Below are 24,980 nucleotides of genomic sequence, written 5' to 3'. Positions count from 1 at the left end.
AGCCGGTCGGGCGAGCGGGCCAGGCCAGCGGGCGAGCTGGCCAGGCGGGCGGGCCGGTCGGGCGAGCGGGCGAGCTGGCCAGGCGGGCCGGGCGGGCGAGCCGGTCGGGCGAGCGGGCGGGCCAACCCCGCGCGGGGTGTCGCCGTGCCCACCCGTGCCGCCCCAGCGGCACGACTGCCCGCAGCGGGGCGGGGTGGAACGGGATGTGCGGTGGGCAGCGCCCAGCCGCAGACGCGCGAGCAGCCGCGCCCACTCCAGGGGCGCGGGGAACTGCGCGAAAACCCCCACCGAGCCGCAGACACAACCCAGCCGGCCCACCCCACAACCCGAAACAACCCCACAGCAGCGAGCCATGGGTAACCCGTTCAGGGACGTGGACGAGGTTGCGGCTCGGGGACGGGCGGCGCCTCCGCTGCCAGTAGGTCCCGACACTCTGCGGCCAGCCGCCGCATCCCGTGCGTCTCCGCTCCCGCCAGGGCCGCACGGAGCAACCCCACCGCCTCGGGCCGGCGGGCGCGGTCCTCCTGGCGCAGAAGGGCTCGCGCCTCGTCCGCTCTCAGGCGGGCCGTCTGGGGCGGGGAGCTGCCGACGACCAGGCGTTCGGCCTGGTGGAAGTGGCCCAGGGCCGTCGCCGTGTCGCCCTCGGCGAGGGCCAGCAGGCCCATGGCGCGTTCCGTCGGACCGACCAGCACCACGGGCCATCCCGCCAGCGCGATCCCGGCCGGTCTGCGGGCGAGCGCCTCCCGCAGCACCGGTACGGCGCGCGCGAGTTCGGCCCCGTACCCGCCGTGTGCGTCGAGTCCGGCGCAGACCTCCGCGAGGAGGACCAGCGCCGGTACGGACCAGCCGTGCGGCGGCAGGGAGGCGCAGTCGCCGGTCTCGCGGAGGAAGGCGAGCAGGCGGTCGGCCGCCTCGTCATGGTCACCGACCTCGCAGCGGGCGAGCGCGAACCCGGCCCGCCAGACAGGGAAGTACCCGTGTCGTTCGACGCCGTCGGCGAGCCCCGAGCTGAAGAGCTCGGCCATCCTGCCCTGCTCCCTGAGCAGCCAGTACACCTGGCCCAGCCGGGTCTGCAGCAAGGTGTCGGCGGGTACGGCGAGGTCCGCCTCCAGGCCCGCGACGAGCTCCCGCGACTCGCCGAAGATCCAGTCGGTGGCGGAGTCGAACCGGCCGCACCACAGGTCGAGCAGGGTGTCCAGGGTGCATTGCTGCCAGCGCGCCAGGGTGCTGCGCGTACGGGCCGCGTGCCTGCGGTGTTCGGCGACCGTCCCCGTGGCGCCGTGGACGCGGCCGACGCGGAGCTGGTCGATGGCGAGCGCGACGAGGGACTCGCCGAGGAAGTACGGGGAGCGGGCGCGCAGGGCGCAGTCCCGCAGCCGGAGGGAGATGGTCAGCGACTCGATGGCCGGGACGAAGTCGTACAGGCCCCACCGGCACTCGGTGAGCACCTCGCAGCGTGTCTCGTCGTCCTGGCCGCCGGTGGCGAGCCCCTCCAGGGTCCGCCGGGCCAGGTCGGCGCCGCGTTCGGGCCCGGCGCCCGGCCAGGCGGTGTCCTCGCTGACGGACATGGAGAGCTTCTTCGCCAGATGCGCGCCGAGCCGCAGCCGCAGCCCGGCCGCCTCACCGCCCTCGAGCGTCCTGAGCGCGGCGAGGAACTCCCGTACGAGGTGCAGGAGTTCGTGGTCGACGCGGCCGGGGTCGGACCAGCGACGGGCCCGCCGTACGACGGCCACGGCCTGGGCGTCGGGGTTGTCCGCGCCCCACTGGTACGCCTGGCGGTAGTACGCGTCCGCCTCCTCCATGCGCCCGGCGAGGTAGCTGGTGTCGCCGCGGTGCAGCAGCCGGTCGAACTCGGCGCCGTAGCGGGAGGGTTGGGCCGCGGTGGCGACGGCGGCGGTGCGGGGCGATGACGTGCGCCGGGCCGAAGACGCCCGAGCGGGCGGTACGTCGGCGGTGTCGCCGCGTAACTCGGGGGCGAGGTCGAGGAGTTGTCCCTTGGCGTCCAGTGCGTCGTCGCATCCTTCGGCGAGTTCGCGGGTGACCCGGCGATGACCGTTCTCGATACGGCTGAGGTAGCCCCGGCTGCAGTGCACGAGCCCCGCCAGGTCGGCGAGGGAGAGTCCGGCGGCGAGGCGGCGGCGCCGTAACTCCCGGCCGAACCGCCCCGATTCCATGTCGTCCATGCGACCCCCAACTGCATGCACTCGCCCGCTTGTTGCTCGGTGTTGCCAAATATGCCCTGGCAACACCGGATCTCTCCCCTTGTCGGCGAGTTCGGACAAAGCTGACCCAAAAGGCGTACGGAGCGTCCCGTCGAACGTACGGAGAAAACATTGAGGATCAGATTGGGGACCGTCTCCCCCCTTCCGTGTCCTCCCTGTCCCCTCGGTACTGGTCCGAGGTATCGAGGCGGAGGTCCCGGGTGCTCCACGGGGGTGGGCACCTGGGGCCTCCACATCCGGATTCCGGGGGCAGAGCCGTGCGTTGTCCCGTGAGACATCCGATCGTCCTGGTCCCGGGCATCCTGGGCAGCGTCCTGGACGGACCGACGGGCCCGCTGTGGGCGCCGGGCAAGCCGTTGCTCCAGTCCCTGACGGAGCTGAGGGATCCGGACACCGCCCGGCATCCGCTGACACTGCCCGGTGACACCACGTCGGTCAGGGCGTCACGGCTGTTTCCCGACGTCGCCGTGTTGCCGGGCCTGTCACGGACCAAGGGGTACGCGCGGACCGTCGACTGGGTGCGCGGGCACTTCGCCGTGACGGACGGTCCCGGCGGCGGGCTGCTGACGTTCCCGTACGACTGGCGGCTGGACAACCGGGTGCACGCCCGCAGGCTGGCCGAGACGATCGATTCGCACGTCGCCGAGTTCCGCGAGCGGACCGGCGCCAGGGACGCGAAAGCCGTCGTCATCGCCCACGGCATGGGCGGTCTGATCGCCCGCTACTACGTCGAGGTGCTGGGCGGCTGGCGGGACTGCCGGGCGCTGATCACCCTGGGCACCCCGCACCGCGGCTCGGTGCGCGCGCTGGACACACTCACCGGCGGCTTCCGGCCGCTGCCCGGCGTACGGAGCCTGGCGCGAGTGTTTCCCTCGGTGCACCAGCTTCTGCCGGTCTACTCGGTCATCGACACCGGGGCGGGCCACATCCGGATCGAGGACGCGGCGCCGCTGCCGGGGGTGCGCCGGGATCTGGTCGGCGACGGTCTGGGCTTCCACCGGGAGATCGCGGCGGCGGCGGCGTACAACGCCGAGAGCTTTCCGGCGTACGCGCACCAGCATGTGACGGTCCCCCTTGTGGGCACCCGGCAGAGCGGCACGCTCCAGTCGGCGCGCTGGAACGGCCACGGGGTGGTCTGCTCGGCCGAGCCGCCGGGGGCGCTGGTGCCGCCGGTCCTGGCGGACGGGGACGGTGTGGTCCCCCGGGTGTCGGCGATGCCGCCCGCGCTGCCGGAGGATCGCTGCCGGTTCGTTCCGGCGGCGCACAGCGCGCTTCAGTCGCCGCGCGTGCTGACGGGTCGGCTTCTCGAACTCCTGATCCGCCTCCAGTCGGCCGGCGCGCTGGACGTGGGCGGGGCGTCGGATTCGGTGGCGCGGGTGGCGCGGGTGGCGCCGCCGGCCGTCAGCAGCGAGGTCGAGGACGCGTACGTCGACTCGGAACCGGCGGTTCTGCGGGCCCGGGTCGTGGGCGGTGGACGGCCGCCGGGGCGGTTGCTCGCGTCGGTGAGCCGGGAGGACGGGGAGAGGTTCTCTTTGGTCCTGGGGGAGGTGGCGGCCGCTCGGTATGAGGCGCGGAGTGTGTTGCCGGTCGGGCTGTACGACGTCGAGATCGCGGCGGAGTCGGGTTCGTCTGTGGCGGACCCGGTTCAGGACTGCTTCGCGGTGCTGCCTGGCGCTGGGGGGTAGACGGTTTTCGGCTGCGGGCCGGTGGGGGCTTGTCGCGCAGTTCCCCGCGCCCCCAACTACGCCCGGTGGGGGCTGAACGCGCCGGTCCGCCCGCCCCCCTTCTACGCACGCCCGTGCTGCCGCCTCTGTCGGCGGGTCGTCCTGCGGGCCCGGTGGGGGCTTGTCGCGCAGTTCCCCGCGCCCCTAAAGACGCTATCGGCCGCGGCGGGGTTTGCCTTGGCGGGTGGCGCTGGATCGGGTGTTTTTGCCTGGTGCTCTGCCCTTTGTTGCTCCGATGTTCGGGGTTTTCCTGGGCTTGGGCTGTTTGGGCTGGGGGGACTCGCGGCGGCCTCGTGAGCTGTTGACCGTGCGGCCCCGGACGATGCCGATGAAGTCCTCGACCAGGTCCGTCGTGCGGTTCTCCGGCCAGGACAGGGCGACCTGGGACTCGGGCGCGTCCGTGACCGGGCGGAAGGTGAGGTCCCTGCGGTGGTGGAGGCGGGCGAGGGACTGGGGGACGACCACGACACCGATCCCGGCCGCCACCAGCTCGATGGCGTCCTCGGTGGTCGCCGGGCGCTCGAGCGCGGGACGGCCGGGGAGGTTCTCCCAGGCGAGGGTGTCGTCGAGAGGGTGCAGCACGATCTCGTCGGCGAGGTCCTCGGCGGTCACCTCGTCGACGGCGGCCACGACATGGTCCTTGGGGACCACGACCACCGAGGTCTCGGTGTAGAGAGGGATCGCGCTGAGCACCGTACGGTCGACCGGCAGCCGTACGAGGCCCGCGTCGGCCTCTCCGGTCAGCAGCAGAGCGCCGGCGTCGGCGGCGGGCACCTGGAGCAGGGTCAGGGGGACGTCGGTTCGCCGCTCGTTCCAGATCCGCACCCACTTGGCGGGGATCACTCCCGGGACGTACGCGAGCCGGAACGCGGGGGAATCTTCCGAGCCAGTCACCGCGCCAGGCTACCTGCCCCGTCCGTCGTGGTCGGCGCCGGTTCATACGCTCGATATTCTTGACGGTATGACGACGCACCAGACCTCCCAGACCATGAAGCCCGCGACCGCGGCGAAGAAGCTGGGTGTGTACCTCCAGGCCACCCCCGCGGAGTTCCAGGAGGGTGTCGTCACGCGCGCCGAGCTGACCGCGCTGCAGGCCGACCCGCCGGCCTGGCTGCGCGACCTGCGGCGCGACGGCCCGCACCCCCGTCCCGTGGTCGCGTCGAAGCTGGGCGTCTCCATCGCCGGGCTGGCTCGCGGCGGGGTCACCGAGGCCCTCACCACCGAGGAGATCGACGCCCTGAAGCAGGACGACCCCGAGTGGCTCCGCAAGGAGCGCTCCGTGCAGGTCGACGTGCGCAAGGAGGCCGCTCGCGTCAAGGAGCTGCATCAGGACCAGCAGGCGAAACGGCAGCAGCAGGGTAAGTAGGTAGACGGTAGGACGGCTCCGGCCCCCGGGAGACCGGACGCGCTCGTCGGTGGTCCCGACGTGCGCGGCGGCTCCGTCTCGCCGATCATTGTCTCTGCCGTACGGCAAGCGCCACGACGACGAGAGGTGCGGTGGCCATGGACGCTTTCCGGCCGCTGCTCTTCGACGACGTCGAGGCGCTGCTCGCCGGGCCGGCCGCCGGGGACCTGTCGCGGCTGGTCGGGGAGTACGGGCTGCTGCGTCAGCTCGTCGAGGGCACGGCCGCCGGGATCGTCATCCTCGACACGGAGCTGCGCTTCCTCTACGTCAACCCGCACATGGTCCGGGTCAGCGGCCTGTCGGAGCAGGAGCTGCTGGGGCGGACGCTGGCCGAGGCGTCGCCGGACGTCGACCGGCCCGAGGGTGTGCTGCGGCAGGTGCTGTACGACGGGCAGCCCCGTGAGCTCGTCGGGACGGGGCACACCCGCGCGGACTCGCCCTTCACCCGCCGTGCCTTTCACGCCACCTACCACCGGCTCCAGGACGAGCAGGGCCGGGTTCTCGGTCTCGCCGGGATCTTCCTGGAGATCAGCGCCCCGCAGCAGCACGTCGACGAGCTGGAGCGCGCGCACCGCCGGATGACCCTGCTGGACACGGCCACCGCGCGCATCGGCACCACCGCCGACGTACAGGCGACCTGCGTCGAGCTGGCCCGGTTCATGGTGCCGGACCTGGCGGACGCGGCCGGTGTCGAGCTGAATCTCGAGGTGAAAGCCGGTCCGCACCTGCCGCCCCCCGGAGTGCTGCGGCTGCGCCGGGCGGCTCTCGCGGCGGTGCCCGGCATCAAGGACGCCGTGCTGGCGCTGGCCGGTGTCGGCGACACGCTGGACTATCCGCCGGGCACCGAGATCCGCGCGTGCCTGGACGCGGGGCTCCCCTGGCTGAGCAACGGCGCCCCTGGGCAGGAGCGGCACTCCGGGGTGCTCCACTCGGACGGGGCCGACGCCTATCAGGGCATCGGCATCCACTCCGTGCTCGTACTGCCCCTGATCGCGGGCAGACGCCCCCTGGGCACCCTCTCCCTCGTGCGGGCGTTCGACTCTCCCGGTTTCACAGTCGACGACGTGTCGGTGGCCCTCGAGCTGGCGCAGCGGGCCGCCGGTGCCCTGGAACGCGCCGCCCTGCACACCCGTGAGCACAGCATGGCCCTGGAGCTCCAGCACGCGCTGCTCACCGACATCTCCGGGCCCCCGAACCCGCGCGCGCCGACCGCGTTCCGCTATCTGCCCGCCGACGACGTGGCCCTCATCGGGGGCGACTGGTTCGACAGTCTGCCCCTGCCCGACGGGCGGAATCTGCTGGTCATCGGGGACGTCATGGGGCACGGGGTCGAGGCCGCCGTCGCCATGAGCCACTATCGCTCCGCGCTGCGCGCTCTGGCCATGGCGGGCCTTCCCCCGCATCTGCTGCTCACGCACGCCGATCGCACGGTCGCCGACTCCGGGTTCGACCGGGTCGCCACCTGTCTGCTGGCCCTGGAGGACCCCGTCCACCAGACGGTGTCCTACGCGAACGCCGGTCATCTCCCGCCCGCCGTCCTCTCCCCGGACGGCACGGTCGCCCTGGTCGACGTCCCGTCCGGCCCTCCCCTGGGCACCGGACTCGGCAGCTACACGACGCTGACCCGCCCGACGGTCCCGGACTGTGTGCTCCTGCTCTACACGGACGGCCTGGTGGAGCGGCGCGGCGAGGACATCGACGTGTCGCTGCGCCGTCTCACCCGGCTGCGACTGTCCCCGCGCGCCTCTCTGGACGTCATCCTCGACGACGTACTGGCCCAGCTCGCGGACGCCCCCGCCGAGGACGACATCGCCGTGCTGGCGGCCCGTTCACAGGCGAACTGACGGCTGGGGATCACGAGCGGCTGAGGGCGCCACCCCTGGCGAATGGGTGACGCCCTCGAAGCGGCCGGAAGCGGCGCTCGGCCGTGCTAGTCGGTGAACTCCACCGCCGTGGGCCGGCGTGAGGCCGCCATCGCCTCGTCGACGTCCGTCAGGGGACGCAGCCGGTAGCTGTACGCGTAGTCGCGGTTGGCGAACAGCTTGTACTCGTCGTGGGTGTGCGCGCCCCAGCTGTTGTCGCCGCCGACACCCATCTGGCGGTGGCTCACGCGCAGGACGACCTCGTCGCGGGGGGTGAGCTGGTAGTCGTGGCGGGCCCCGACCGACAGGTCCTCCGGGGTGAAGTGCGAGGCGTTGACCTCGAGGAGCGGCTCGGCACTGACCAGCAGGCCGGTGCCCTTGCGGTCCGTCAGGGCGATCCAGCGGACGTCGGTCTTGTTGCCGTTCTCCTGCGGGCGCAGATAGCCGCTCCACTGCCCGTCGACGGTGCCGGAGTAGAGGCCCACGTCGGTGGAGTTGTTGCGGTCCCAGTGGTTCTCCTCGGGGCCGCGGCCGTAGTAGTGCAGCCGGTCGAGGCGGCCGGGCAGGAGGAGGATGTTGCCGACCTCCGGGATGTACGGCAGCGAGGCGGCGCCCGGGTGCAGGGTGTTGTCGACCTTGATCTCACCGTTGCCGAAGACGGTGTAGGTCGTCGTGTACGTCGATGCCGGTGTCGTGGGCAGGGTGCCGGCGACCTTGATCTCGACGGCCCGGTCCCGCAGGGCGCGCACGCTCACGCCGGTCACCGCCCGCTGGGTACCCGCGTCGCGCCAGATCTGGTTGCGGGTGTGCTGGCCGTTGCCCCGGTCGTTGTCGGTGGGCGCCCGCCAGAAGTTGGGGGTGGGCCCGGCCTCGATCAGCTGGGTACCGCCGGCCTTGTACGAGGTGATCACGCCGGTCGCCTTGTCGACGGTGACCGAGAAGGCCTTGCCCTCGACGGTGACCGACGTGTCGCCGTCCTCGTGGCGCAGTGCCGGGACCCTGGTCAGCGGCCTCGGCGTGACGGCGGGGCTGCCCGCGTCGAGGGCGAGTTGCTGCCGGGCCACCTCGAAGCCGGCCTTGGCCCACTTCGTGCTCTGCCTGGTGGTGAAGGACAGTTCCAGGAAGTACTCCGCGCCCGGCGCCGGGTCGTCCGGCAGTTCGAAGGGCACGGTGATGGTCTTGCTGGACAGGGGCGCCACGTCCAGCTGGGCCCGGGTCAGCTTTCCGCGCCGGACCACGTTTCCGTCGGCGACCAGTTCCCAACGTCCGTCGAATTCACGGAGGTTGGTGAAGCAGTACTCGTTGGTGAGGGTGACCGTGCCCGGTGCCGAGCCCGACGCGATCTGCACCGCCTGGTAGATCCGCTTGACCTCGGCGGACTTGCCGGTGAGCCCGCGGTCGGCGGTGACGATGCCGTCTCCGGAGAAGGCTCCGTCGTTGGGGTTGTCGCCCCAGTCGCCGCCGTAGGCGTAGAACGTCTTGTCGCGGGGCTTCTTCTCGGTGACGCCGACGGTGGCGGCGTCGAACCAGAACCGGACGCCCTCGTCACCGGACCCACGGTTCTCGGAGGCGAGTTCGGCGGCGGTCAGCGCGCGGGCGTAGACACGGGCCCGGCGGATGGTGCCGCTGAACTCGCGGGTGGGGTTGTCGATGTCGGTGGCCAGCGAGAGGGAGGCGGTGTTGTTGCTGGGCCTCTGGGTGGTGTTCCTGGTGGCCCGCACCACGCCGTCGACGTGGAGGGTCAGGGTGCCGGCCGCCGCGTCGAAGACTCCGGCGATGTGGTGTTCCTTGCCGGTCCAGTCGGCGGGCAGCGACCAGTACGCGCTGATCCACTGGCCGCCGCCGTAGATGAAGAACTCCAGGCCCCGGTCCGACTGCTTCAGGGCGTACTGGGTGTCGCCCTTGGCGATGACGGGCTGGTGGTAGCCGAGGAAGTGCGGGGTGATCCACGCCTCCAGCGTCAGGGAGCCGGTGAGGTCGAGGCTCTTGTCGCGGGCGAAGACGGTACCGCCGGAGACTCCCTGGTCGCGGGTGAAGGTGCCGGCGGGGGCGATGATCTCGCCGTGGAGCGCGTTGGGCCCGGTTTCGGTGAGCAGCTTGCGGGTCGGAGTGGGCCAGCTGAGGGCCTGGTCGACGAAGTCCCAGATCCAGCCGCCCTGGAGGACCGGGTAGCGGCGGACGAGGTCCCAGTACTTCTTGAAGTTGCCGTTCGAGTTCCCCATGCCGTGCGAGTACTCGATCATCACGTACGGCCGGGTGTCGTTGGTGTCCTTGGCCCGTTGCTCGACGCGCGCGGGGCTGTCGTACATCTCGGAGCGGATGTCGCTGATCCCGGGGCGGTCGTCGCCCTCGTACTGGATGACCCGGGTGGTGTCGTAGGAGCGGATCCAGTCGTACATGGCGTTGAACGTGGTGCCGCCGCCCGCCTCGTTGCCGAGGGACCAGATGACGACCGAGGCGTGGTTCTTGTCCCGGTGGACCATGTTCTGGGCGCGGGCCACGCAGGCCGTGGTCCACTCGGCGTGGTTGCCGGGGTACTCGCCGCGGACGCCGTGGGTCTCGAGGTTGGTCTCGTCCACGAGATACAGGCCGTACTCGTCGGCGAGTTCCAGCCATATGGGGTTGTTCGGGTAGTGCGAGGTGCGCACGGTGTTGATGTTGAGCCGTTTGATGATGCCGATGTCCTCGACCATGTCCGCGCGGGTGAGGGCCGAGCCGTGGACGGGGTGCATCTCGTGCCGGTTGGTGCCCCGGAAGGAGACCGGCTTGCCGTTGATGCGCATCAGCCCGTCCTTCAGGGCGAACTCGCGCAGGCCCACCCGGTGGGAGAGGGTCTCGACGACCTTGCCCGCGGGGTCGCGCAGCCGGAGCACGGCGGTGTAGAGGTTCGGGTGTTCGGCCGACCACAGGCGCGGCGCGGGCACGGCCTTCGCGGCCTGTACGGACTTCTCCTCGCCGGCGCCGAGCACGACGGTCTGCTGGAGCGGACGCGACCAGACGGGGTGCCCGCCGGCGTCGTACAGCTGGGTCTCGACGGAGTACTGGCCGGCGCCCTTGCCACCGTAGTCCCGCACGTTCGCGGTGACCGAGAGTTCGGCGGCCGTGTAGTCGTCGCTCAGCGGGGTGTCGAGGCGGAAGTCGCGCAGGCGTACGGCGGGCGTCGAGTAGAGGTAGACCGAGCGGAAGATGCCGCTCAGCCGGATCATGTCCTGGTCCTCCAGCCAGTCGCCGTCGGAGTAGCGGTAGACCTCCACGGCTATCTGGTTGGTGCCCGGCTTCAGGTACGGGGTGATGTCGTACTCGGAGGGGTCGTAGGAGTCCTCGTGGTAGCCGACGAGTGTGCCGTTGATCCATACGTAGTGGGCCGACTTGACGCCCTCGAAGTGGAGGAACGTACGGCGTCCCGACCAGTCGCGCGGGAGGGTGAAGGTGCGGCGGTACTGGCCCACGGGGTTGTGGCGGGTCGGGGCGGCCGGCGGCTGCGCCTCCTCGCCCCGGCCGTTGGCGCCCCACCAGGGGTAGTCGCTGTTGATGTAGATCGGGCTGTCGTACCCGTGCAGCTGCCAGGCGGAGGGGACGGGAATGGTGTCCCAGGTCCGGTCGTCGAGGTCGGTGCGGTAGAAGTCCTTCGCCCGGTCGTCGGGGCGGTCGACGTACGCGAACTTCCAGGTGCCGTCGAGGCTCTGCCGGTACGGGGAGCGGGTGCGGTCGGCGGCGAGGGCCTGCGCGACGGTCGCGTAGGGCATCAGCGTGGTGTGCGCGGGTTCGGTGCCGACGCGGAAGACGTCGATGTGGCCGTTCCACTCTGGGGTGGCCTCGGCCGTGCCCGCGGCGGTGGCCCGGTGGGCGGCCGCCGTGCCGGACAGGGCGAGCGCGCCGAGAACGGCGGCTCCTCCTTCCAGCAGACGGCGGCGGCTGACGGCGAACTCGTGGGGGTGCGGCATGACCGTGGCCTTCCTCGGTACGACTGTGCGGTGCACGGACTGAGGGCGCGTCAGATCATGTTCGTTACTGTTGACAAACCGACCCGGAATCCGGCAGCGCTGTGGTCATCGGTGGCGGCTCAATCCACCTGGGCGGTGCGGGAGTTGCTCTTGGGTCAGCACACAACTGCTGGTGACAGTGGGAGCTGCCGAGCCAGGCTCACCCTAGGACTTACAACACAGCCGAGGCAATAATTTTGTCGGACTCTGTTGGATCCTGATGGCTCACCCGGCCCGGCGATCCGGACCGACCGCCTCAGGCTGGACCGTCCCACAGCACATGCAGGGCGGAGGGCTTGCGGAAGACCAGGCCCTGCGGGGCGGCGGGGCGGTCGGGATCGAGCCGCAGCGCGGGCAGGCGTTCGAGGAGACGGTGGAGCGCGATGCGGGTCTCCAGGCGGGCGAGGTGCGCCGCGAGGCAGTAGTGCGGGCCGTGCGCGAAGGCCAGCTGCAGGCGGGCGTTCTCGCGGCGAACGTCAAACCGGTCGGGGTCGGGGAAGACGGCGGGGTCGCGGTTGGCGCCGGTCAGGGAGACGGTGACCAGATCGCCGCGGCGGATCGCGGCCGGGCCGAGGACGGTGTCACGGGTGGCGTAGCGGTCCACTACCGCCGCTCCGGGCTCGAGGCGCAGCGACTCCTCGATCGCACCGTCCAGCAGACCAAAGTCGGCTTGGACAAGCGCGAGTTGGGCGGGGTCGCCCAGCAGGTGCAGCAGCGCGTTGGTGATCATCGCCTCGGTGGTCTCGATGCCCCCGAACATCAGGACGGCCGCGTTGGAGGCCACCTCGGGCACGGTCAGCCGTCCGGCGGCGGAGACAAGGAGGGAGGCGGTGTCCCGGTCGGCGACGGTGGCTTCCACGGCGGCCCTCAGCTGGGCGTAGGCCTCGGTGCCGGCGGGGCTCGCAGCGTGGCCTGCGGTGATGTCGGAGACCGAGCGGACGATGGCGTCGTACCAGGCGAGCACGGTGTCCGGGGTGGTGCCGGTGAGGCCGAGCGCCTCGGTCACGACGGCGACCGCGAGGGGTGCGGCGAAGGCGCGGCGCAGGTCGGCGGCTCCGGTCCGCGGGAGGGCGGTGATGAGCCGGTCGCTCTCGCGTTCGATGTGGGCGGCGAAGCCCTCATGTACCTCCCGGGGGCGGAAGGGGGCGGTGAACGGCTCGCGGTGGCGGGTGTGCTCGTCGCCGTCGAGGGAGAGCATGCTGGGGCCGACGACCTGGGCGGTGGAGAAGCGGGGGTCGTCGACGGTGAAGGTCGTGGCGTCACGCATCACGGTCAGGGCGAGGTCGCGCCGGGTCACCAGCCAGCCGTTCAACTCCGTTGTCCAGGAGACGGGTTCGTGGGCGCGCAGCAGCGCGAGTCGCTGATGCGGGTCGTCGGCGAGTTCGGCGAGGGTGGTGGTGGCGCCGAGCGGGCTGGAGCCGACGAGGCGGGGTGTCATGGGGTGTAACTCCCTCTCGATTACCGGTGTTCGGGCATGAGTTGCCCGACCTCTCCCCTGCCTGACATCGCCGGGCAGGGGAGAGGTCGGACGGTACCGCCACAGTCGAGCCGGGTCAGCTCACGAGGCCGGCGCTCGTCAGCCACTCCTTGGCGACGGCGCCGGCGTCCTCCTTGTCGTTGACGAGCTTCTTCATCATCTCCACCAGGTCCTCGGTGGTGAGCTTGGCCGAGATGCCGTTGAGGGCCGCCTTGGCCGTGTCGTTCACCGCCGACTTGTAGACCAGCGGCGTGACGTTCTGCGAGGAGAAGAGGTTCTTCGGGTCCTCCAGGACCACCAGCTTGTCCTCGACGATGCCGGGGTCGGTGGTGTAGATGTTGGCCGCCTGCACCTTGTCCGACTTCAGCAGCTGCAGCAGGGTGCTCTGGGCGCCCGCGTCGAGCGGCTGGAACTTCCCGAACTCGACGCCGTAGACGGTCTTCAGGCCGACACCACCCTGCGTGCGGGTCTTGAACTCCGAACCGGCGCCGATCGTCATGTCCTTCGCGACCGGCTTGAGGTCGGCGAGGGTCTTGAGGTTGTACTTGGCCGCGGTCTCGGAGGTGACCGTCACCGAGTCCTTGTCCTCGGCCACGGCGGAGTCGAGGATCTCCACCGACGGCGGGAGCTTCTTCTTCAGCTCGGCGTTGATGTCCGCCGTGCTGGTCGCGGTGCTGGTCTTGTCGACGGCCGTCGCCAGCAGGGCGCCGTTGTACTCCGGGAAGACACCGATGCCGCCCTTGACGACCTGGTCGTAGTAGACCTCGCGGGCGCCGATGTCGAACTTGCGGGTCACCTTCAGGCCCTTGGCCTCCAGCGCCTGGGCGTAGATCTCGGCGAGGAGCTGGTTCTCGGGGAAGTTCGCCGAGCCTACGACGATGGACTTGCCGCTGCCGCCGCCACTACCGGCGCTGTCGCCCGTCAGCGGGTTGCTGTCGCTGTCGTCGCCTCCGCCACAGGCGGTGAGCGTGAGCGCGGCGAGCAGGCCGAACGCGGCGCCGCGGTAGATGCCTCGGATGGTGGTCATGGGGTGTTTCCTTTCTCGGAGCACGAAGGCTCGGAACGCTCAGGGCTTGGACGGTGAGACCCGCAGGCCTGGAGAGACGACGACACGCCGCAGCGCGGTGAAGGCGACCTGGACGACAAGTGCCAGGGCGACGACGACGGTCGAACCGCCGATGACCAGCTCGTAGTCGTTGCGGGAGAGCCCGTCGACGATGAAGCGGCCGAGACCGCCCAGACCGGGGTAGGCGGCGACGGTCGCGGTGGCCACGACCTGGATCGCGGCGACCCTGAGGCCGAGGAGGATCAGTGGCAGCGCCATCGGCACCTCCACCCGTACCAGGACCTCCCACTCGGTCATGCCGACCCCGCGCGCCGCGTCCCTGGTGGCGGGGTCCACACCGCGCACACCCTCGAACGTGTTGATCAGGATCGGCGGCACCGCGAGCGCGACCAGGGCGATGAGTACGGGCGTGGTGCTGAGCCCCGCCAGGGTGACGACGAGGACCACCAGGCCGAAGGTGGGAATCGCGCGCGCCAGGTTCGCCACGGTGGCCACGGCGAACGCACCGCGGCCGGTGTGCCCGACGAGCAGTCCGAAGGCCAGTCCGATGAGCGCGGCGAACAGCAGGGACAGGCCGCTGTAGGTGAGGTGTTCGACGAGCCTGTGGGGGATTCCGTCGTCGCCGTGCCACTGCTGCGAGGACGTCAGCCAGTCCCCCACGAGCCGCATCTGGTTCAGGAAGTCGTTCATCGCGTCGTCACCTTGTTCCGGGACCACGGGGTCAACAGCCGCTGCGCCAGAACCAGCAGGGCGTCGGTGGTGAGTGCGAGCAGCATGATCAGCACGATCGCCGTGATGATCGGAGTCGGGAAGTCGAGCTGGAGGCCGCGGGTGATGTAGTACCCGAGCCCGCCCTGTCCGATGAGCTGTCCCACCGCCACCAGGCTGATGGACGACACGGCCGCCACACGGACGCCCGCGATGACGACGGGGACGGCGATCGGCAGTTCGATCTGGACGACACGTCTGACGGCGCCGAATCCCATCGCGGTGGCGGCCAGCCGGACCGGTTCGGGAACCGAGGCCAGCCCGTCCACGACGTTGGGCACCAGTACCGACAGTGTGTAGATCGTCAGCGGGATCATCACCGTGCGTTCGGTGAGCCCCGTGTACCGGACGAAGATCATGAACAGGGCCAGCGACGGGATCGAGTAAAGGATGTTGGCGATCGTCAGCACCGGTGTGTACAGCCAGCGATAGCGGTGGCAGAGGATGCCGAGGGGTACGGAGACGATCAGCCCGAACAGCACCGGCAGCAGGCCGAGTCTCAGATGGACGCCGGTGTAGTCGGCCAGTTCACCGACGTGATCGCCGATCCACTGCCACCGGATCAGCGGCTCGTCGTCACTCATCGTTCGTCACCGTCCGTCTTGGCGGTGCCCGCTTCCGTCCCGGCGGCGTCGGCCGCCCCCGCGGACAGTTCGTGGGCGTCCGCGACTCCGACGACAACGCCGTCCGCGTCCACGCCCACCGCGAGCCGGGCGGGTGACAGGAGCGCCGAGTCGAGGGCGGCCCGTGCCGAGTCGCCGACGAGGCTGAAGGTGTGGCCGAGCGGTGCCAGCGTCGCGTCCGCGAGCGTGCCACTCGCAGGCAGGTCCGCGACCGCGGCCCAGCCGAGCGGTCGTCGGGCGTCGTCGACGACCAGCACCCAGGGCTCGCCGCCCGTCCGCGCCGACCCCACGGGGGAGGTCACTGGCAGCACCGGACCGTGGCGCAGCGGCACATCGGCCGCGTTCACGAAGGACAGCCGGCGGATACCCCGGTCGTGCCCCACGAAGTCGGCGACGAAGTCGTCGGCGGGATCGGCGAGCAGCCGTTCGGGCGTGTCGAACTGCGCCAGCTTGCCGCCGGTGCGGAACACGGCGATGTTGTCGCCGAGTTTGATCGCCTCGTCGATGTCATGGGTGACGAAGACGATCGTCTTGTGCAGTTCCTTCTGGAGCCGGATGAACTCCGTCTGGAGTTCGGCCCGGACGATCGGGTCGACCGCGCTGAACGGCTCGTCCATCAGCAGTACGGGCGGATCGGCGCCCAGCGCCCTGGCCACGCCGACGCGCTGCTGCTGACCGCCGGAGAGCTGGTTCGGATAGCGCTTGGCCATCTCGCTCGGCAGCCCCACGAGTTCCAGCAGCTCCGCCGCCCGCGCCCGCGCCTTCTTGCGGCTCCAGCCCAGCAGCAGCGGCACGGTGGCGATGTTGTCGAGGATCGTGCGGTGCGGGAACAGGCCCGCGTGTTGGATCACGTACCCGATGCCGCGCCGCAGCTCCGGAGCGTTGACGTCCCGGATGTCCTTGCCTCGCAGGCTCACCGTGCCGGACGAGGGTTCCACCATGCGGTTGACCATGCGCAGGGTCGTGGTCTTGCCGCAGCCGGAGGGACCGACCAGGACCGTGAGGCCACCCTCGGCCAACTCCAGCGACAGCCCGTCCACCGCCGTCGTCCCGTTTGGATAATTTTTGCTTACTGCATCAAATCTGATCAAAGCTGCCCCTCACCCGACTGCATATAGTCATGCAGAGTGGTTCGCGACTGAATGACTAGTCAATGCCCGACCGTAAACGGCGCGTTACATTCATGCGAAGTCAGGTCAAAGTGTCCGAAATGTAGGGAAACGCAGCCAGGAGGAGATTTCCGCACCGGGCGATCCGGGCGGCCGTGACCCGTCTTGACGACGACCGGCCCTGCGGGTGGACGTGGAGGCGGTGAGACACGGCATCCTGGGGTCCGACGACATCCAGGACGCACCGCGTGCGCTCCTGGAAGAATCGTCAGCCCCGGCGGGAGGATCGGCATGACCAGCGTCGACGTGCACCAGCATCTGTGGACCCCCTCGCTGGTGGCAGCCCTGCGTGCCCGCCGCGAACCGCCGTTCCTGGACGGCTGGACCCTGCGTCTCCACGGCGAGCCGCCCTTCGAGGTCCCGCCCGGCGACCACGACATCGCCGGCCGCGCGGAACTCGCCGCCGCCGACGGCCTCGGCCGGGTGCTCGTCTCACTGTCCTCCCCGATCGGCGTGGAGTGGCTGCCCGCCGCCGAGGCCCGGCCCCTGCTGGACGCGTATCACGAGGGCTCGGCGGCCCTTCCGGAACCGTTCGGCGCGTGGGCCGCCGCCTGTGTGCGGGACGTCGACGCGAACGCGGCGGCCAAGGACCTCGACCGCGGGTTCGCGGGCCTCCAGCTCCCGGCGAACGCCCTTGCCGACGCGGCCGGTTACGCCCGGTGCGCCCCGCTCCTCGACCTGCTCGAGGAGCGGGGCCTGCCATTGTTCGTCCATCCCGGACCGGCGCCCGCCGAGTCGGCGGGACCGGGCTGGTGGCCGGCGATGGTGCCGTACGTCCAGCAGATGCACGCCGCCTGGTTCGCCTTCCGCGCCTTCGGGCGGCCCCGCCATCCCGGCCTGCGCGTGTGCTTCGCCCTGCTGGCCGGGCTCGCCCCGCTGCACGGGGAGCGCTTCGCCGCCCGGGGCGGTGGCGCGGAGGCGGACGTGGACCCGGGCGTCTTCGTCGAGACGTCGTCGTACGGCCCTCACGCCGTCGACGCGACCGTCCGGGCCCTGGGCGCCGAGGCCGTCGTCCAGGGCTCGGACCGGCCTTACGCGCAGCCGCCGCTGAACCCCGGGTTCGGTCTGGGGGGTGCGGCCGCGTACGCCTTCCGGGTCGCCAATCCGCAGCGGCTGCTCACCGGGAGATGACCCGGGGCACCTGAGGTTCTACGACCCGGCGGCCCCGCTCACCTCGCGCTCACCTCGCGCTCACGGAGGCCCTGGGGGTCGACGACCTCGCGGATGAGCCGCAGTTCGGTCTCGTCGGGCAGCCGGGTCTCGGGGGCGCCGCTCGCGTCGAGTTCGAAGCCGGTGTTCGCCCGCACGTCCGCCGCCGTGACGCCGGGATGCAGCGAACGCACCCGCAGCCGTCCGTCGTCCCCGTAGTCGAGGACCGCGAGGTCGGTGATCACCACTCCGAGATCGTGGAACCGCAGCCCCTTCGCGCCGCGCGCCCGGTCGTTGCCGACCCCGCAGACCACGTCGACCTTCTCGACGAAGACCTTCGGGGTGTGCCTGGCCACCCAGTAGTCCGTGCGGTGGTTGGCCGTGTTGCCGGGAGCGCCCCGAACGCCGATGAGTTGGCGCGTGGGACGACGCCAGTCGCCGATGAGGGAGATGTTCTGGTTCCCGTACCGGTCGATCTGACTGGCGCCCATCATGCTCTGCCGCCGGCCACTGGCGACGATGTCGAAGACCCGCCGGTAGGGCACCCAGCCCTCGACGACACCCCCGTCCGCCGCGGTCCGGCCGAGCGGCGGCGGATCACTCATGAAGTAGGCCTCGCCGTCGGTCAGCACCAGGTCCGGGCTGGTCGTCAGACGGGCGAGCCGCGCCCCGATCGAGGGCAGCACACCGGCCGTGTGCGCGAGCACCTCCCCGGCACCGCGCCACGCGTCGGCGCAGGCGGCGGCGCACACCTCGGCCCGGGTGATCTCCGTCATCGCCCCTCCCCCTGTTCTTCGCGCTGGGCGTGGAACTCGGCGACGGCCTCGTGGTACGCCTGTTCGTCGCCGTCGAGGAACGTCTTGTGGAACAGCTTCCAGGCGTCCGCGTCGCGCGCCGCCGACGCGTAGTGCGCCTGGAAGGCCTCGTCCCGCGCGTAGTCCGGTGCGCAGGAGGTGAAGTGGGCACCACGGGGTGTCTCGATCACGCCGTTGACGAACAGCCGGCTGATCAGCAGTGACTGGGCCGGTCCGGCGGCGAGCAGGTCCGTCGGCTCCACGATCCGCTCGGTGCTGACGTAGCAGCGGTCGGCCGCCATCGCGAACAGATCGTCGAAGTACGGGTCCGGGCCGAGGTACTGGGCGTTGCCGGCCCGGTCGGCACGGTTGACGTGCACCAGCGCCACGTCGAGCCGCAGCGCCCGCATCGCGACGTACTCCTCGTCGGCGTACGGCGAGGCGATCGTCACCAGGTCGGGGTTCATCCTGAGGACGTCGGAGCCGAGGCCGGCGCGGGTCGGCAGGAAGGACAGCCGGCTCGCGGCGGCCCGCAGACCGGTGACGAACATGCCCTCGTCGTACTCGGCGGTCTCCACGCCGCCCCGCTCCCGTACGGCACGGAAGTGCGGGTCGAGGGCGATGCTGTCCAGCGAGACGAAGCCGTAGACCAGCTTGCGGACCCGGCCCGCCGCGCAGAGCAACCCCACATCCGGCCCGCCGAAGGTGACCAGGGTCAGGTCGCGCACGTCCGTGCGCAGGAGTTGGCGTACCAGTGCCATCGGTTTGCGGCGCGATCCCCACCCGCCGACACCGATCGTCATGCCCGACTCGACGGTGCCCGCGAAGTCCTCCAGGGACATCGACTTGTCACCCATCAGTTGTTCCTCCCGCGCCGCCACCCGTTCGGAGTCTTACCTAGCAAACAATTGTTAGGTTACGTTGGCTCGACCGACAACCCCTCGGCAGCCGGGACTCAACGCCCGGCGCGCGGCGCGACAACGCGAGAAGGAGATCCGGCATGAGCGCCCCCACAGCCCCCGTCCATCCCGCCCTGCACACCGCGCTGTGCGACCTGGTGGGCGTCCGCTACCCGATCGTCCAGACCGGCATGGGGTACGTGTCCGGCCCGGAGCTGACGGCGGCCACCGCGGCGGCCGGTGGGCTGGGCATCCTGGCCAGTGCGACGCTCTCCCTCGACGAGACCAGGGACGCCGTACGCGCCGTCCGCGAGCGCACCGACGCGCCGTTCGGGGTGAACATGCGCGGCGACTCCCCCGACGTGCTGGAGCGCGGCTCTCTCCTGGTCCGCGAGGGCGTGAAGATAGCGTCCTTCGCCCTCGCGCCCCATGAACGCGTCGTCCGCGAACTCAAGGACTCCGGGCTGGTCGTCATCCCGTCGGTCGGCGCGCGCCGCCACGCCGAGAAAGTACAGGCGTGGGGGGTGGACGCGGTCGTCGTGCAGGGCAGTGAGGGCGGCGGTCACACCGGGGGCGTACCCACCTCGATCCTCCTCCCGCAGGTCGTGGACGCCGTCGACATCCCGGTCGTCGCGGCCGGCGGGTTCCGCGACGGGCGGGGGCTGGTCGCCGCGCTCGCCCAGGGAGCCGTGGGCATCGCGATGGGCACACGGTTCCTGCTGACCAGCGACAGCACCGTGCGCGACTCAGTCAAAGCCGAGTACCTCAAGCGGGGCGTCGCCGACACCGTCGTCACCCCGGTCCTCGACGGGATACCCCAGCGGGTACTGCGCACGGAAGCGGTGGAACGGCTCCTGCGGGAACGGGCACCCTCGCGACTCGTCCGTTCGCTGCGGCACGCCGTCACGTTCCGGAAGGTCTCCGGCACCCCATGGTCCGACCTGGTCCGCGAGGGGCTCGCCATGCGGCGCGGTCATCAACTGGGCTGGTCCCAGGTCGTGATGGCGGCGAACACCCCGATGATGCTGCGCGCGAGCATGGTCGACGGCCGGACGGACCTGGGCACCCTCGCCTCCGGCCAGGTCGCGGGTGTCATCGACGACCTGCCCAGCTGCGCCGAACTCGTCGAACGCATCGTCACGGAGGCCGACGCCGTCCTCACCCGACTGACCACCGCCGGAGCGAAACGGTGACCGCGGCCGACCGCCCCGCGACACAGGGAGAACCCATGGGCACCGACATCATCAAGGCCACCGTGGACGGACGCGGGATCGCCGAGGTCGTCGTCGACTGTCCGCCGGTCAACGCCCTGCCGGTGGGAGGCTGGTACCACCTGGCGCGGACGGTCGAACGGCTCGGCCGCGACCCGGACGTACGGGTGGTGCTGCTGCGCGCCGAGGGGCGCGGTTTCAACGCCGGTGTGGACGTCAAGGAGTTGCAGGCCGACACCGGTCATGCCGCCGTCATCGGGGTGAACCGGGGCTGCTTCGCCGCGTTCGCCGCGGTCTACGACTGTGCGGTGCCGGTGGTCACGGCGGTCCACGGCTTCTGCCTGGGCGGCGGGATCGGCCTGGTCGGCAACTCGGACGTCATCGTCGCCGCCGAGGACGCCTACTTCGGGCTGCCCGAGGTGGACCGGGGTGCGCTGGGCGCCGCGACGCATCTGTCCCGTCTCGTCCCGCAGCACAGGGCCAGGGCGATGATGTACACCTGCGCCACCGCGTCCGCCGCCGAACTGCACGCTTTCGGTTCGGTGTTGGAGGTGGTCCCGGCCGACCGGTTGCGGGAGCGGGCCCTGGCGGTCGCCGCCGACATCGCCGGGAAGAACCCGGCGGTGATCCGGGCCGCCAAGGAGGCCTTCAACGGCATCGATCTGTGGGACGTCAAGCGCAGTTACCGCTACGAACAGGGTTTCACCTTCGAGATCAACCTCTCGGGGGTCGCCGCCGAGGTCCGAGACACCTTCGGTGGCCGTACGGACGGGGAGAGGTGAGTTGTGGATCTCACCTGGAGCCCCGAGGAGGAGTCGTTCCGGCAGGAGGCACGGGAGTGGCTCGCGGCCAACGTGCCGACGACTCCGCTGCCGTCCGGTGACACCCGCGAGGGGTTCGCCGCCCATCTGGCCTGGGAACGGGCGCTGTTCGAGGCCCGCTGGTCGGTCGTCTCCTGGCCCGAGGCGTACGGCGGCCGGGACGCGTCCCTGTGGCAGTGGCTGACTTTCGAGGACGAGTACTACCGGGCCGGCGCGCCCGCCCGGGTCACCCAGAACGGTATCTTCCTGCTCGCCCCGACCGTCTTCGCCTTCGGTACGCAGGAGCAGCAGCGGCGCATCCTGCCGAGGATGGCCGCCGCCCAGGACCTGTGGGCGCAGGGCTGGTCGGAGCCCGGAGCGGGCAGTGACCTCGCCGGCATCCGCAGCCGGGCGGTCCGTGACGAGGCGTCCGGTGGCTGGCGGCTGACCGGCCAGAAGACCTGGACGACCCGTGGCGCCTTCTGCACACACCTGTTCGGCCTCTTCCGGACGGATCCGGAGGCGGAGCGGCACCGCGGCCTCACCTACTTCCTCGTTCCGCTGGACGCGCCCGGGGTGACGGTCCGCGGTTTCGAACGCCTCGACGGCGACGAGGGGTTCGCCGAGGTCTTCCTCGACGACGTGTTCGTGTCGGACACCGAGGTACTCGGCGGGGTCGGGGAGGGCTGGCGGGTCGCGATGGCGACGACCGGGTCCGAGCGCGGGCTGACGCTGCGCTCCCCCGGACGTTTCCTGCACACCGCCGACCGGCTGCTCGACCTGGCGCGGGCGAAGGGGGCAGAGGCGGGGTTGGGGGCGGCGCATCGGGACCGGGTCGTGCAGTCGTGGATCGAGGCCCAGGCCTACGAGTTGTTCACCCTGGAACAGGTCACCTCGATCGTCGAGGGGCGGCAGGTCGGCGCCGAGTCCAGCCTGAACAAGCTGTTCTGGTCCCAGCTCGACATCGCCCTGCACGAGAGCGCCGCCGAACTGCTCGGGCCCGAGGCCGAGATCGACGGACCTTGGAGCCGAGGTTTCCTCTTCTCCCTCGCGGGGCCCATCTACGCCGGGACCAACGAGATCCAGCGCAACATCGTCGCCGAGCGGCTGCTCGGCCTGCCGAGGAGGTGACCGGACGCGATGCGGTTCACCGTAGCCGAACGGGACGCGGCTCTCGCCGAGGCCGCCGGAGAGGTACTGGCCAAGCAGACCGGTGCCGAACAGATCCGGGCGGGGTGGCCGGGCGGGCGCGTCGAGAGCGTCGACGCCGTGTGGCGCACGCTGGCTGGGGTTGGAATCACCGGCGCGCTGGTACCCGAGAGTACGGAGGACCCGGGGCTTGGCCTCGGCCTCGGTCTCGACGAGAACGCGCTGCCGCCGCTGATGGAGACCCTGGGCCGCAGCGGACTGCCGGTGCCCGCCGCCGAGACCATAGCCGTGGCCGCGCCCCTGCTCGCCGCTGCGGGTTGTCCGCAACTCCCGGACGTACTGCGGGGATCGTCGCTGCTCACGCTCTCCCTCGCCGACCACGACGCCCCGGTCCCGTTCGCCGCGCGCGCCGATCTGATCGCCGTACCCGTCGGCGACGGGCTGCGCCTGTACGCGCGCGACGAGGTGGAGATCGACCCCGTCGGCTCGGTGGACGGCTCCCGGCGACTGGCCCGGGTCCGGGCGCCGGCGGGCGGCGGACTGCTGTTGGCCGAGGGGCCCGCCGAGTTGGCCGTGGCTTACGGTCGCGGGGTGCTGGCCACGGCGGCCCTGCTGGTCGGGCTCGCTGAGCGGATGCTCGAACTGACCGTGGCCCATGTCCGGGAGCGGCACCAGTTCGGCGTCCCGGTCGGCTCGTTCCAGGCGGTCAAGCACGCCTTGGCCGATGTGGAGTTGGCGGTACGGTTCGCCAGGCCGGCAGTGCTCGCGGCGGGCTGGGCGCAGGCGGCGGGGGATCCGGAGGCCGCCGTACGGACGTCGATGGCCAAGGTGCTCGCCTCGGAGGCGGCACGGCAGGCGGCTCGCACGGCGATCCAGTGCCATGGCGCCATGGGATACACCACCGAGTACGACCTCCATCTGTACGCCAAGCGGGCCTGGGCCCTGGCCTCGGACTGGGGCGGCCCCGCACAGCACCGTGAGTCCATCGCCCGGCGGCTCGGGCTCAGCGAGGGAGTCGGCACATGAGCGGGATCTGCCAGGACCGGGTCGTCGTCGTCACCGGCGCGGGACAGGGGCTTGGGCGCGAACATGCCCTCGCGCTGGCCGCCGAAGGTGCGTGCGTGGTCGTCAACGACCTCGGGGAGACGGCGAAGTCGGTGGCCGAGGAGATCGTGGCCGCCGGTGGTATCGCTGTCGCCGACCTCGGTGACGTCAGCGACTGGGGTTACGCGGAGCGGCTTGTCGGGCGGGCCGTCGACGAGTTCGGCACGTTGCACGCGCTGGTGAACAACGCGGGCATCAATCGCGACCGGATGCTGGTCTCCATGACCGAGGCGGACTGGGATCTGGTCCTGAAGGTCGATCTCAAGGGGCACGCGGCACCACTGCGGCACGCTGCCGCGTACTGGCGGGAGTTGAGCAAGCGGGGGCGGGCGGTCGACGCCCGGGTCGTCAACACCAGCTCGGGCGCGGGGCTGTTGGGCAGCGTCGGCCAGGGCAACTACGGCGCCGCGAAGGCGGCCATCGCGGCCCTCACCGTGATCGCCGCCGCCGAACTGGCCCGGTACGGCGTCACCGTGAACGCGATCGCCCCCTCCGCGCGTACCCCGATGACGGAGGCGGTCGAGGCGTTCGCCGAGCAGATGCGCGCACCGGAGTCCGGCTTCGACGCCCCGCACCCCGCGAACGTCTCCCCGTTGGTGGTGTGGCTGGCCTCCGCCGAGTCGGGGGACGTCACCGGGCGCGTCTTCGAGGCCGAGGGTGGGGTGATCGGCGTCGCAGAGGGCTGGCAGCACGGGCCGCGGCGGGTCCGCGACCGCCGCTGGACGCCGACCGAGGTCGGCCCGGCGGTACGGGGACTGCTGGCTGAAGCGCCGTTGCCGGCGCCGGTGTACGGCACCTGAACGCGCCGGCCCGGACGACCGGCACGACCCCGGGCGACCGGCGCGGGCCCGAGTGCGCGGCGCGGGCCCGAGTGCGCGGCGCGGGCCCGAGTGCGCGGCGCGGGCCCAGGTGACCGGCACGGCCCCGAGCGACCGGCACGGGCCCGGACGACCGGCACGGGCCCAGGTGACCGACACGGCCCCGGACGACCGGCACGGGCCCGAGTGACCGGCACGGCCCCGGGGGTCGGGCCCCCGGCCCCCTCCCCTCGCGCCCAGCGCCCAGCGAACCGGAACCAGCACCGCGATGCGGTCGACCGCCGGTGGTTCGGTCGGACAGCGGTTCGTGGAGTCGACGGCTCAGCGGCCGTCGCCCGAGCGACGGCACACGGGCCGACGGCATCACCGCCGCACGGCCGGCCACCGCATCGCCGGGCCACCGTACCGGCGCGCTGCCGGGGCAGCGGGCCACGCCCGTCCCGCAGCCCAGTCGCCCACAACGTCGCTCACCCGGCCACCAGGCGCGAGGCTCACCGGCCCCCACGACCCGAGGCCCCATGGCCGACGCCCCCCCAACGCCACGGACCCACCAGGCCACTGGGCCCGAGGCTCACCGGCCCTCACAGCCCCCGCCCCCACGGCCTCCGGCCCCATGGGCCCTACGCCCCCGGCGCCACGGACCCACCGGGCCACCGGGACACCGGGACACCGGGACACCGGGACACCGGGACACCGGGACACCGGGACACCGGGACACCGGGACACCGGGACACCGGGACACCGGGACACCGGGACA

At 71.6% G+C, this 24,980-nt stretch carries 19 protein-coding genes; 9 read left to right on the top strand and 10 right to left on the bottom strand.

Features of this window, described 5'->3' with window-relative positions:
- Positions 1-365: 365 nt before the first annotated feature.
- Entirely contained in the window at positions 366-2,183 is a 1,818-nt protein-coding gene (locus ABZ855_RS45490) for a helix-turn-helix transcriptional regulator (protein WP_360819020.1), read from the bottom strand.
- Between the two features lie 308 nt (positions 2,184-2,491).
- Here ABZ855_RS45490 and ABZ855_RS45485 point away from each other — a divergent pair, with 308 nt between their 5' ends.
- Positions 2,492-3,907 (top strand): hypothetical protein, encoded by a 1,416-nt coding sequence (locus ABZ855_RS45485; protein ID WP_360819016.1) that lies wholly within the window; start codon positions 2,492-2,494, stop codon positions 3,905-3,907.
- Between the two features lie 192 nt (positions 3,908-4,099).
- Here the strand turns inward: ABZ855_RS45485 and ABZ855_RS45480 are convergent, their stop codons facing one another.
- A complete protein-coding gene (locus tag ABZ855_RS45480; RefSeq protein WP_360819013.1) occupies positions 4,100-4,840 on the bottom strand; it encodes a LysR substrate-binding domain-containing protein in 741 nt (246 codons plus the stop codon).
- Positions 4,841-4,907: 67 nt separating this feature from the next.
- Here ABZ855_RS45480 and ABZ855_RS45475 point away from each other — a divergent pair, with 67 nt between their 5' ends.
- Both ABZ855_RS45475 and ABZ855_RS45470 read left to right on the top strand, forming a co-directional pair.
- Positions 4,908-5,312 (top strand): DUF5997 family protein, encoded by a 405-nt coding sequence (locus tag ABZ855_RS45475; protein ID WP_360819010.1) that lies wholly within the window; start codon positions 4,908-4,910, stop codon positions 5,310-5,312.
- Positions 5,313-5,449: 137 nt separating this feature from the next.
- Positions 5,450-7,195: a SpoIIE family protein phosphatase gene (locus ABZ855_RS45470; protein WP_360819007.1), complete on the top strand. Its 1,746-nt coding sequence runs from the start codon at positions 5,450-5,452 to the stop codon at positions 7,193-7,195.
- Between the two features lie 86 nt (positions 7,196-7,281).
- Here the strand turns inward: ABZ855_RS45470 and ABZ855_RS45465 are convergent, their stop codons facing one another.
- The 6 genes from ABZ855_RS45465 to ABZ855_RS45440 form a co-directional block, all read right to left on the bottom strand.
- On the bottom strand, positions 7,282-11,157 hold the full coding sequence (locus ABZ855_RS45465) for a glycoside hydrolase family 2 TIM barrel-domain containing protein (protein ID WP_360819004.1): 3,876 nt from the start codon (positions 11,155-11,157) through the stop codon (positions 7,282-7,284).
- Between the two features lie 295 nt (positions 11,158-11,452).
- Entirely contained in the window at positions 11,453-12,634 is a 1,182-nt protein-coding gene (locus ABZ855_RS45460) for a cytochrome P450 (RefSeq protein WP_360819002.1), read from the bottom strand.
- A gap of 115 nt (positions 12,635-12,749) precedes the next feature.
- Positions 12,750-13,700 carry an ABC transporter substrate-binding protein gene (locus ABZ855_RS45455; protein WP_360818999.1) on the bottom strand — a complete coding sequence of 317 codons (951 nt, stop codon included), beginning with the start codon at positions 13,698-13,700 and terminating at the stop codon, positions 12,750-12,752.
- A 39-nt stretch (positions 13,701-13,739) separates the two neighbouring features.
- Positions 13,740-14,429 carry an ABC transporter permease gene (locus tag ABZ855_RS45450; protein ID WP_360818996.1) on the bottom strand — a complete coding sequence of 230 codons (690 nt, stop codon included), beginning with the start codon at positions 14,427-14,429 and terminating at the stop codon, positions 13,740-13,742.
- Complete coding sequence (locus tag ABZ855_RS45445) at positions 14,426-15,091, bottom strand: ABC transporter permease subunit (RefSeq protein WP_360818993.1); 666 nt, start codon at positions 15,089-15,091, stop codon at positions 14,426-14,428. Before ABZ855_RS45445 ends, ABZ855_RS45450 begins: the two co-directional genes overlap by 4 nt.
- The gene (locus ABZ855_RS45440) at positions 15,088-16,221 is read right to left on the bottom strand and encodes an ABC transporter ATP-binding protein (RefSeq protein ID WP_360818990.1); all 1,134 of its coding nucleotides are present in this window, start codon (positions 16,219-16,221) and stop codon (positions 15,088-15,090) included. The genes ABZ855_RS45445 and ABZ855_RS45440 overlap by 4 nt, the downstream gene beginning before the upstream one ends.
- 309 nt (positions 16,222-16,530) lie before the next feature.
- Between ABZ855_RS45440 and ABZ855_RS45435 the strand changes: the two genes are divergently transcribed.
- On the top strand, positions 16,531-17,430 hold the full coding sequence (locus ABZ855_RS45435) for an amidohydrolase (RefSeq protein WP_360818987.1): 900 nt from the start codon (positions 16,531-16,533) through the stop codon (positions 17,428-17,430).
- Between the two features lie 38 nt (positions 17,431-17,468).
- Here the strand turns inward: ABZ855_RS45435 and ABZ855_RS45430 are convergent, their stop codons facing one another.
- Positions 17,469-18,224, bottom strand: a complete 756-nt coding sequence (locus tag ABZ855_RS45430) for a CoA-transferase (protein WP_360818983.1) — start codon at positions 18,222-18,224, stop codon at positions 17,469-17,471.
- On the bottom strand, positions 18,221-19,099 hold the full coding sequence (locus ABZ855_RS45425) for a CoA-transferase (RefSeq protein ID WP_360818980.1): 879 nt from the start codon (positions 19,097-19,099) through the stop codon (positions 18,221-18,223). The genes ABZ855_RS45430 and ABZ855_RS45425 overlap by 4 nt, the downstream gene beginning before the upstream one ends.
- 143 nt (positions 19,100-19,242) lie before the next feature.
- Here ABZ855_RS45425 and ABZ855_RS45420 point away from each other — a divergent pair, with 143 nt between their 5' ends.
- Genes ABZ855_RS45420 through ABZ855_RS45400 form a run of 5 tightly spaced genes read left to right on the top strand, consistent with a single transcriptional unit; the run spans position 19,243 to position 24,205 of the window.
- A complete protein-coding gene (locus ABZ855_RS45420) occupies positions 19,243-20,334 on the top strand; it encodes a nitronate monooxygenase (protein ID WP_360818977.1) in 1,092 nt (363 codons plus the stop codon).
- A gap of 35 nt (positions 20,335-20,369) precedes the next feature.
- Complete coding sequence (locus tag ABZ855_RS45415) at positions 20,370-21,134, top strand: enoyl-CoA hydratase family protein (protein WP_360818974.1); 765 nt, start codon at positions 20,370-20,372, stop codon at positions 21,132-21,134.
- 3 nt (positions 21,135-21,137) lie between these two features.
- On the top strand, positions 21,138-22,283 hold the full coding sequence (locus ABZ855_RS45410; RefSeq protein WP_360818971.1) for an acyl-CoA dehydrogenase family protein: 1,146 nt from the start codon (positions 21,138-21,140) through the stop codon (positions 22,281-22,283).
- Between the two features lie 9 nt (positions 22,284-22,292).
- Positions 22,293-23,327 carry an acyl-CoA dehydrogenase family protein gene (locus ABZ855_RS45405; RefSeq protein WP_360818968.1) on the top strand — a complete coding sequence of 345 codons (1,035 nt, stop codon included), beginning with the start codon at positions 22,293-22,295 and terminating at the stop codon, positions 23,325-23,327.
- A complete protein-coding gene (locus ABZ855_RS45400) occupies positions 23,324-24,205 on the top strand; it encodes an SDR family oxidoreductase (protein WP_360818965.1) in 882 nt (293 codons plus the stop codon). Before ABZ855_RS45405 ends, ABZ855_RS45400 begins: the two co-directional genes overlap by 4 nt.
- Positions 24,206-24,980: the final 775 nt, after the last annotated feature.

Source organism: Streptomyces sp. NPDC047042 (assembly GCF_040644035.1).
Classification (GTDB): domain Bacteria; phylum Actinomycetota; class Actinomycetes; order Streptomycetales; family Streptomycetaceae; genus Streptomyces.
The sequence above is the reverse complement of the archived record's forward strand: the minus strand, read 5'-3'. Positions and strand labels throughout refer to the sequence as shown.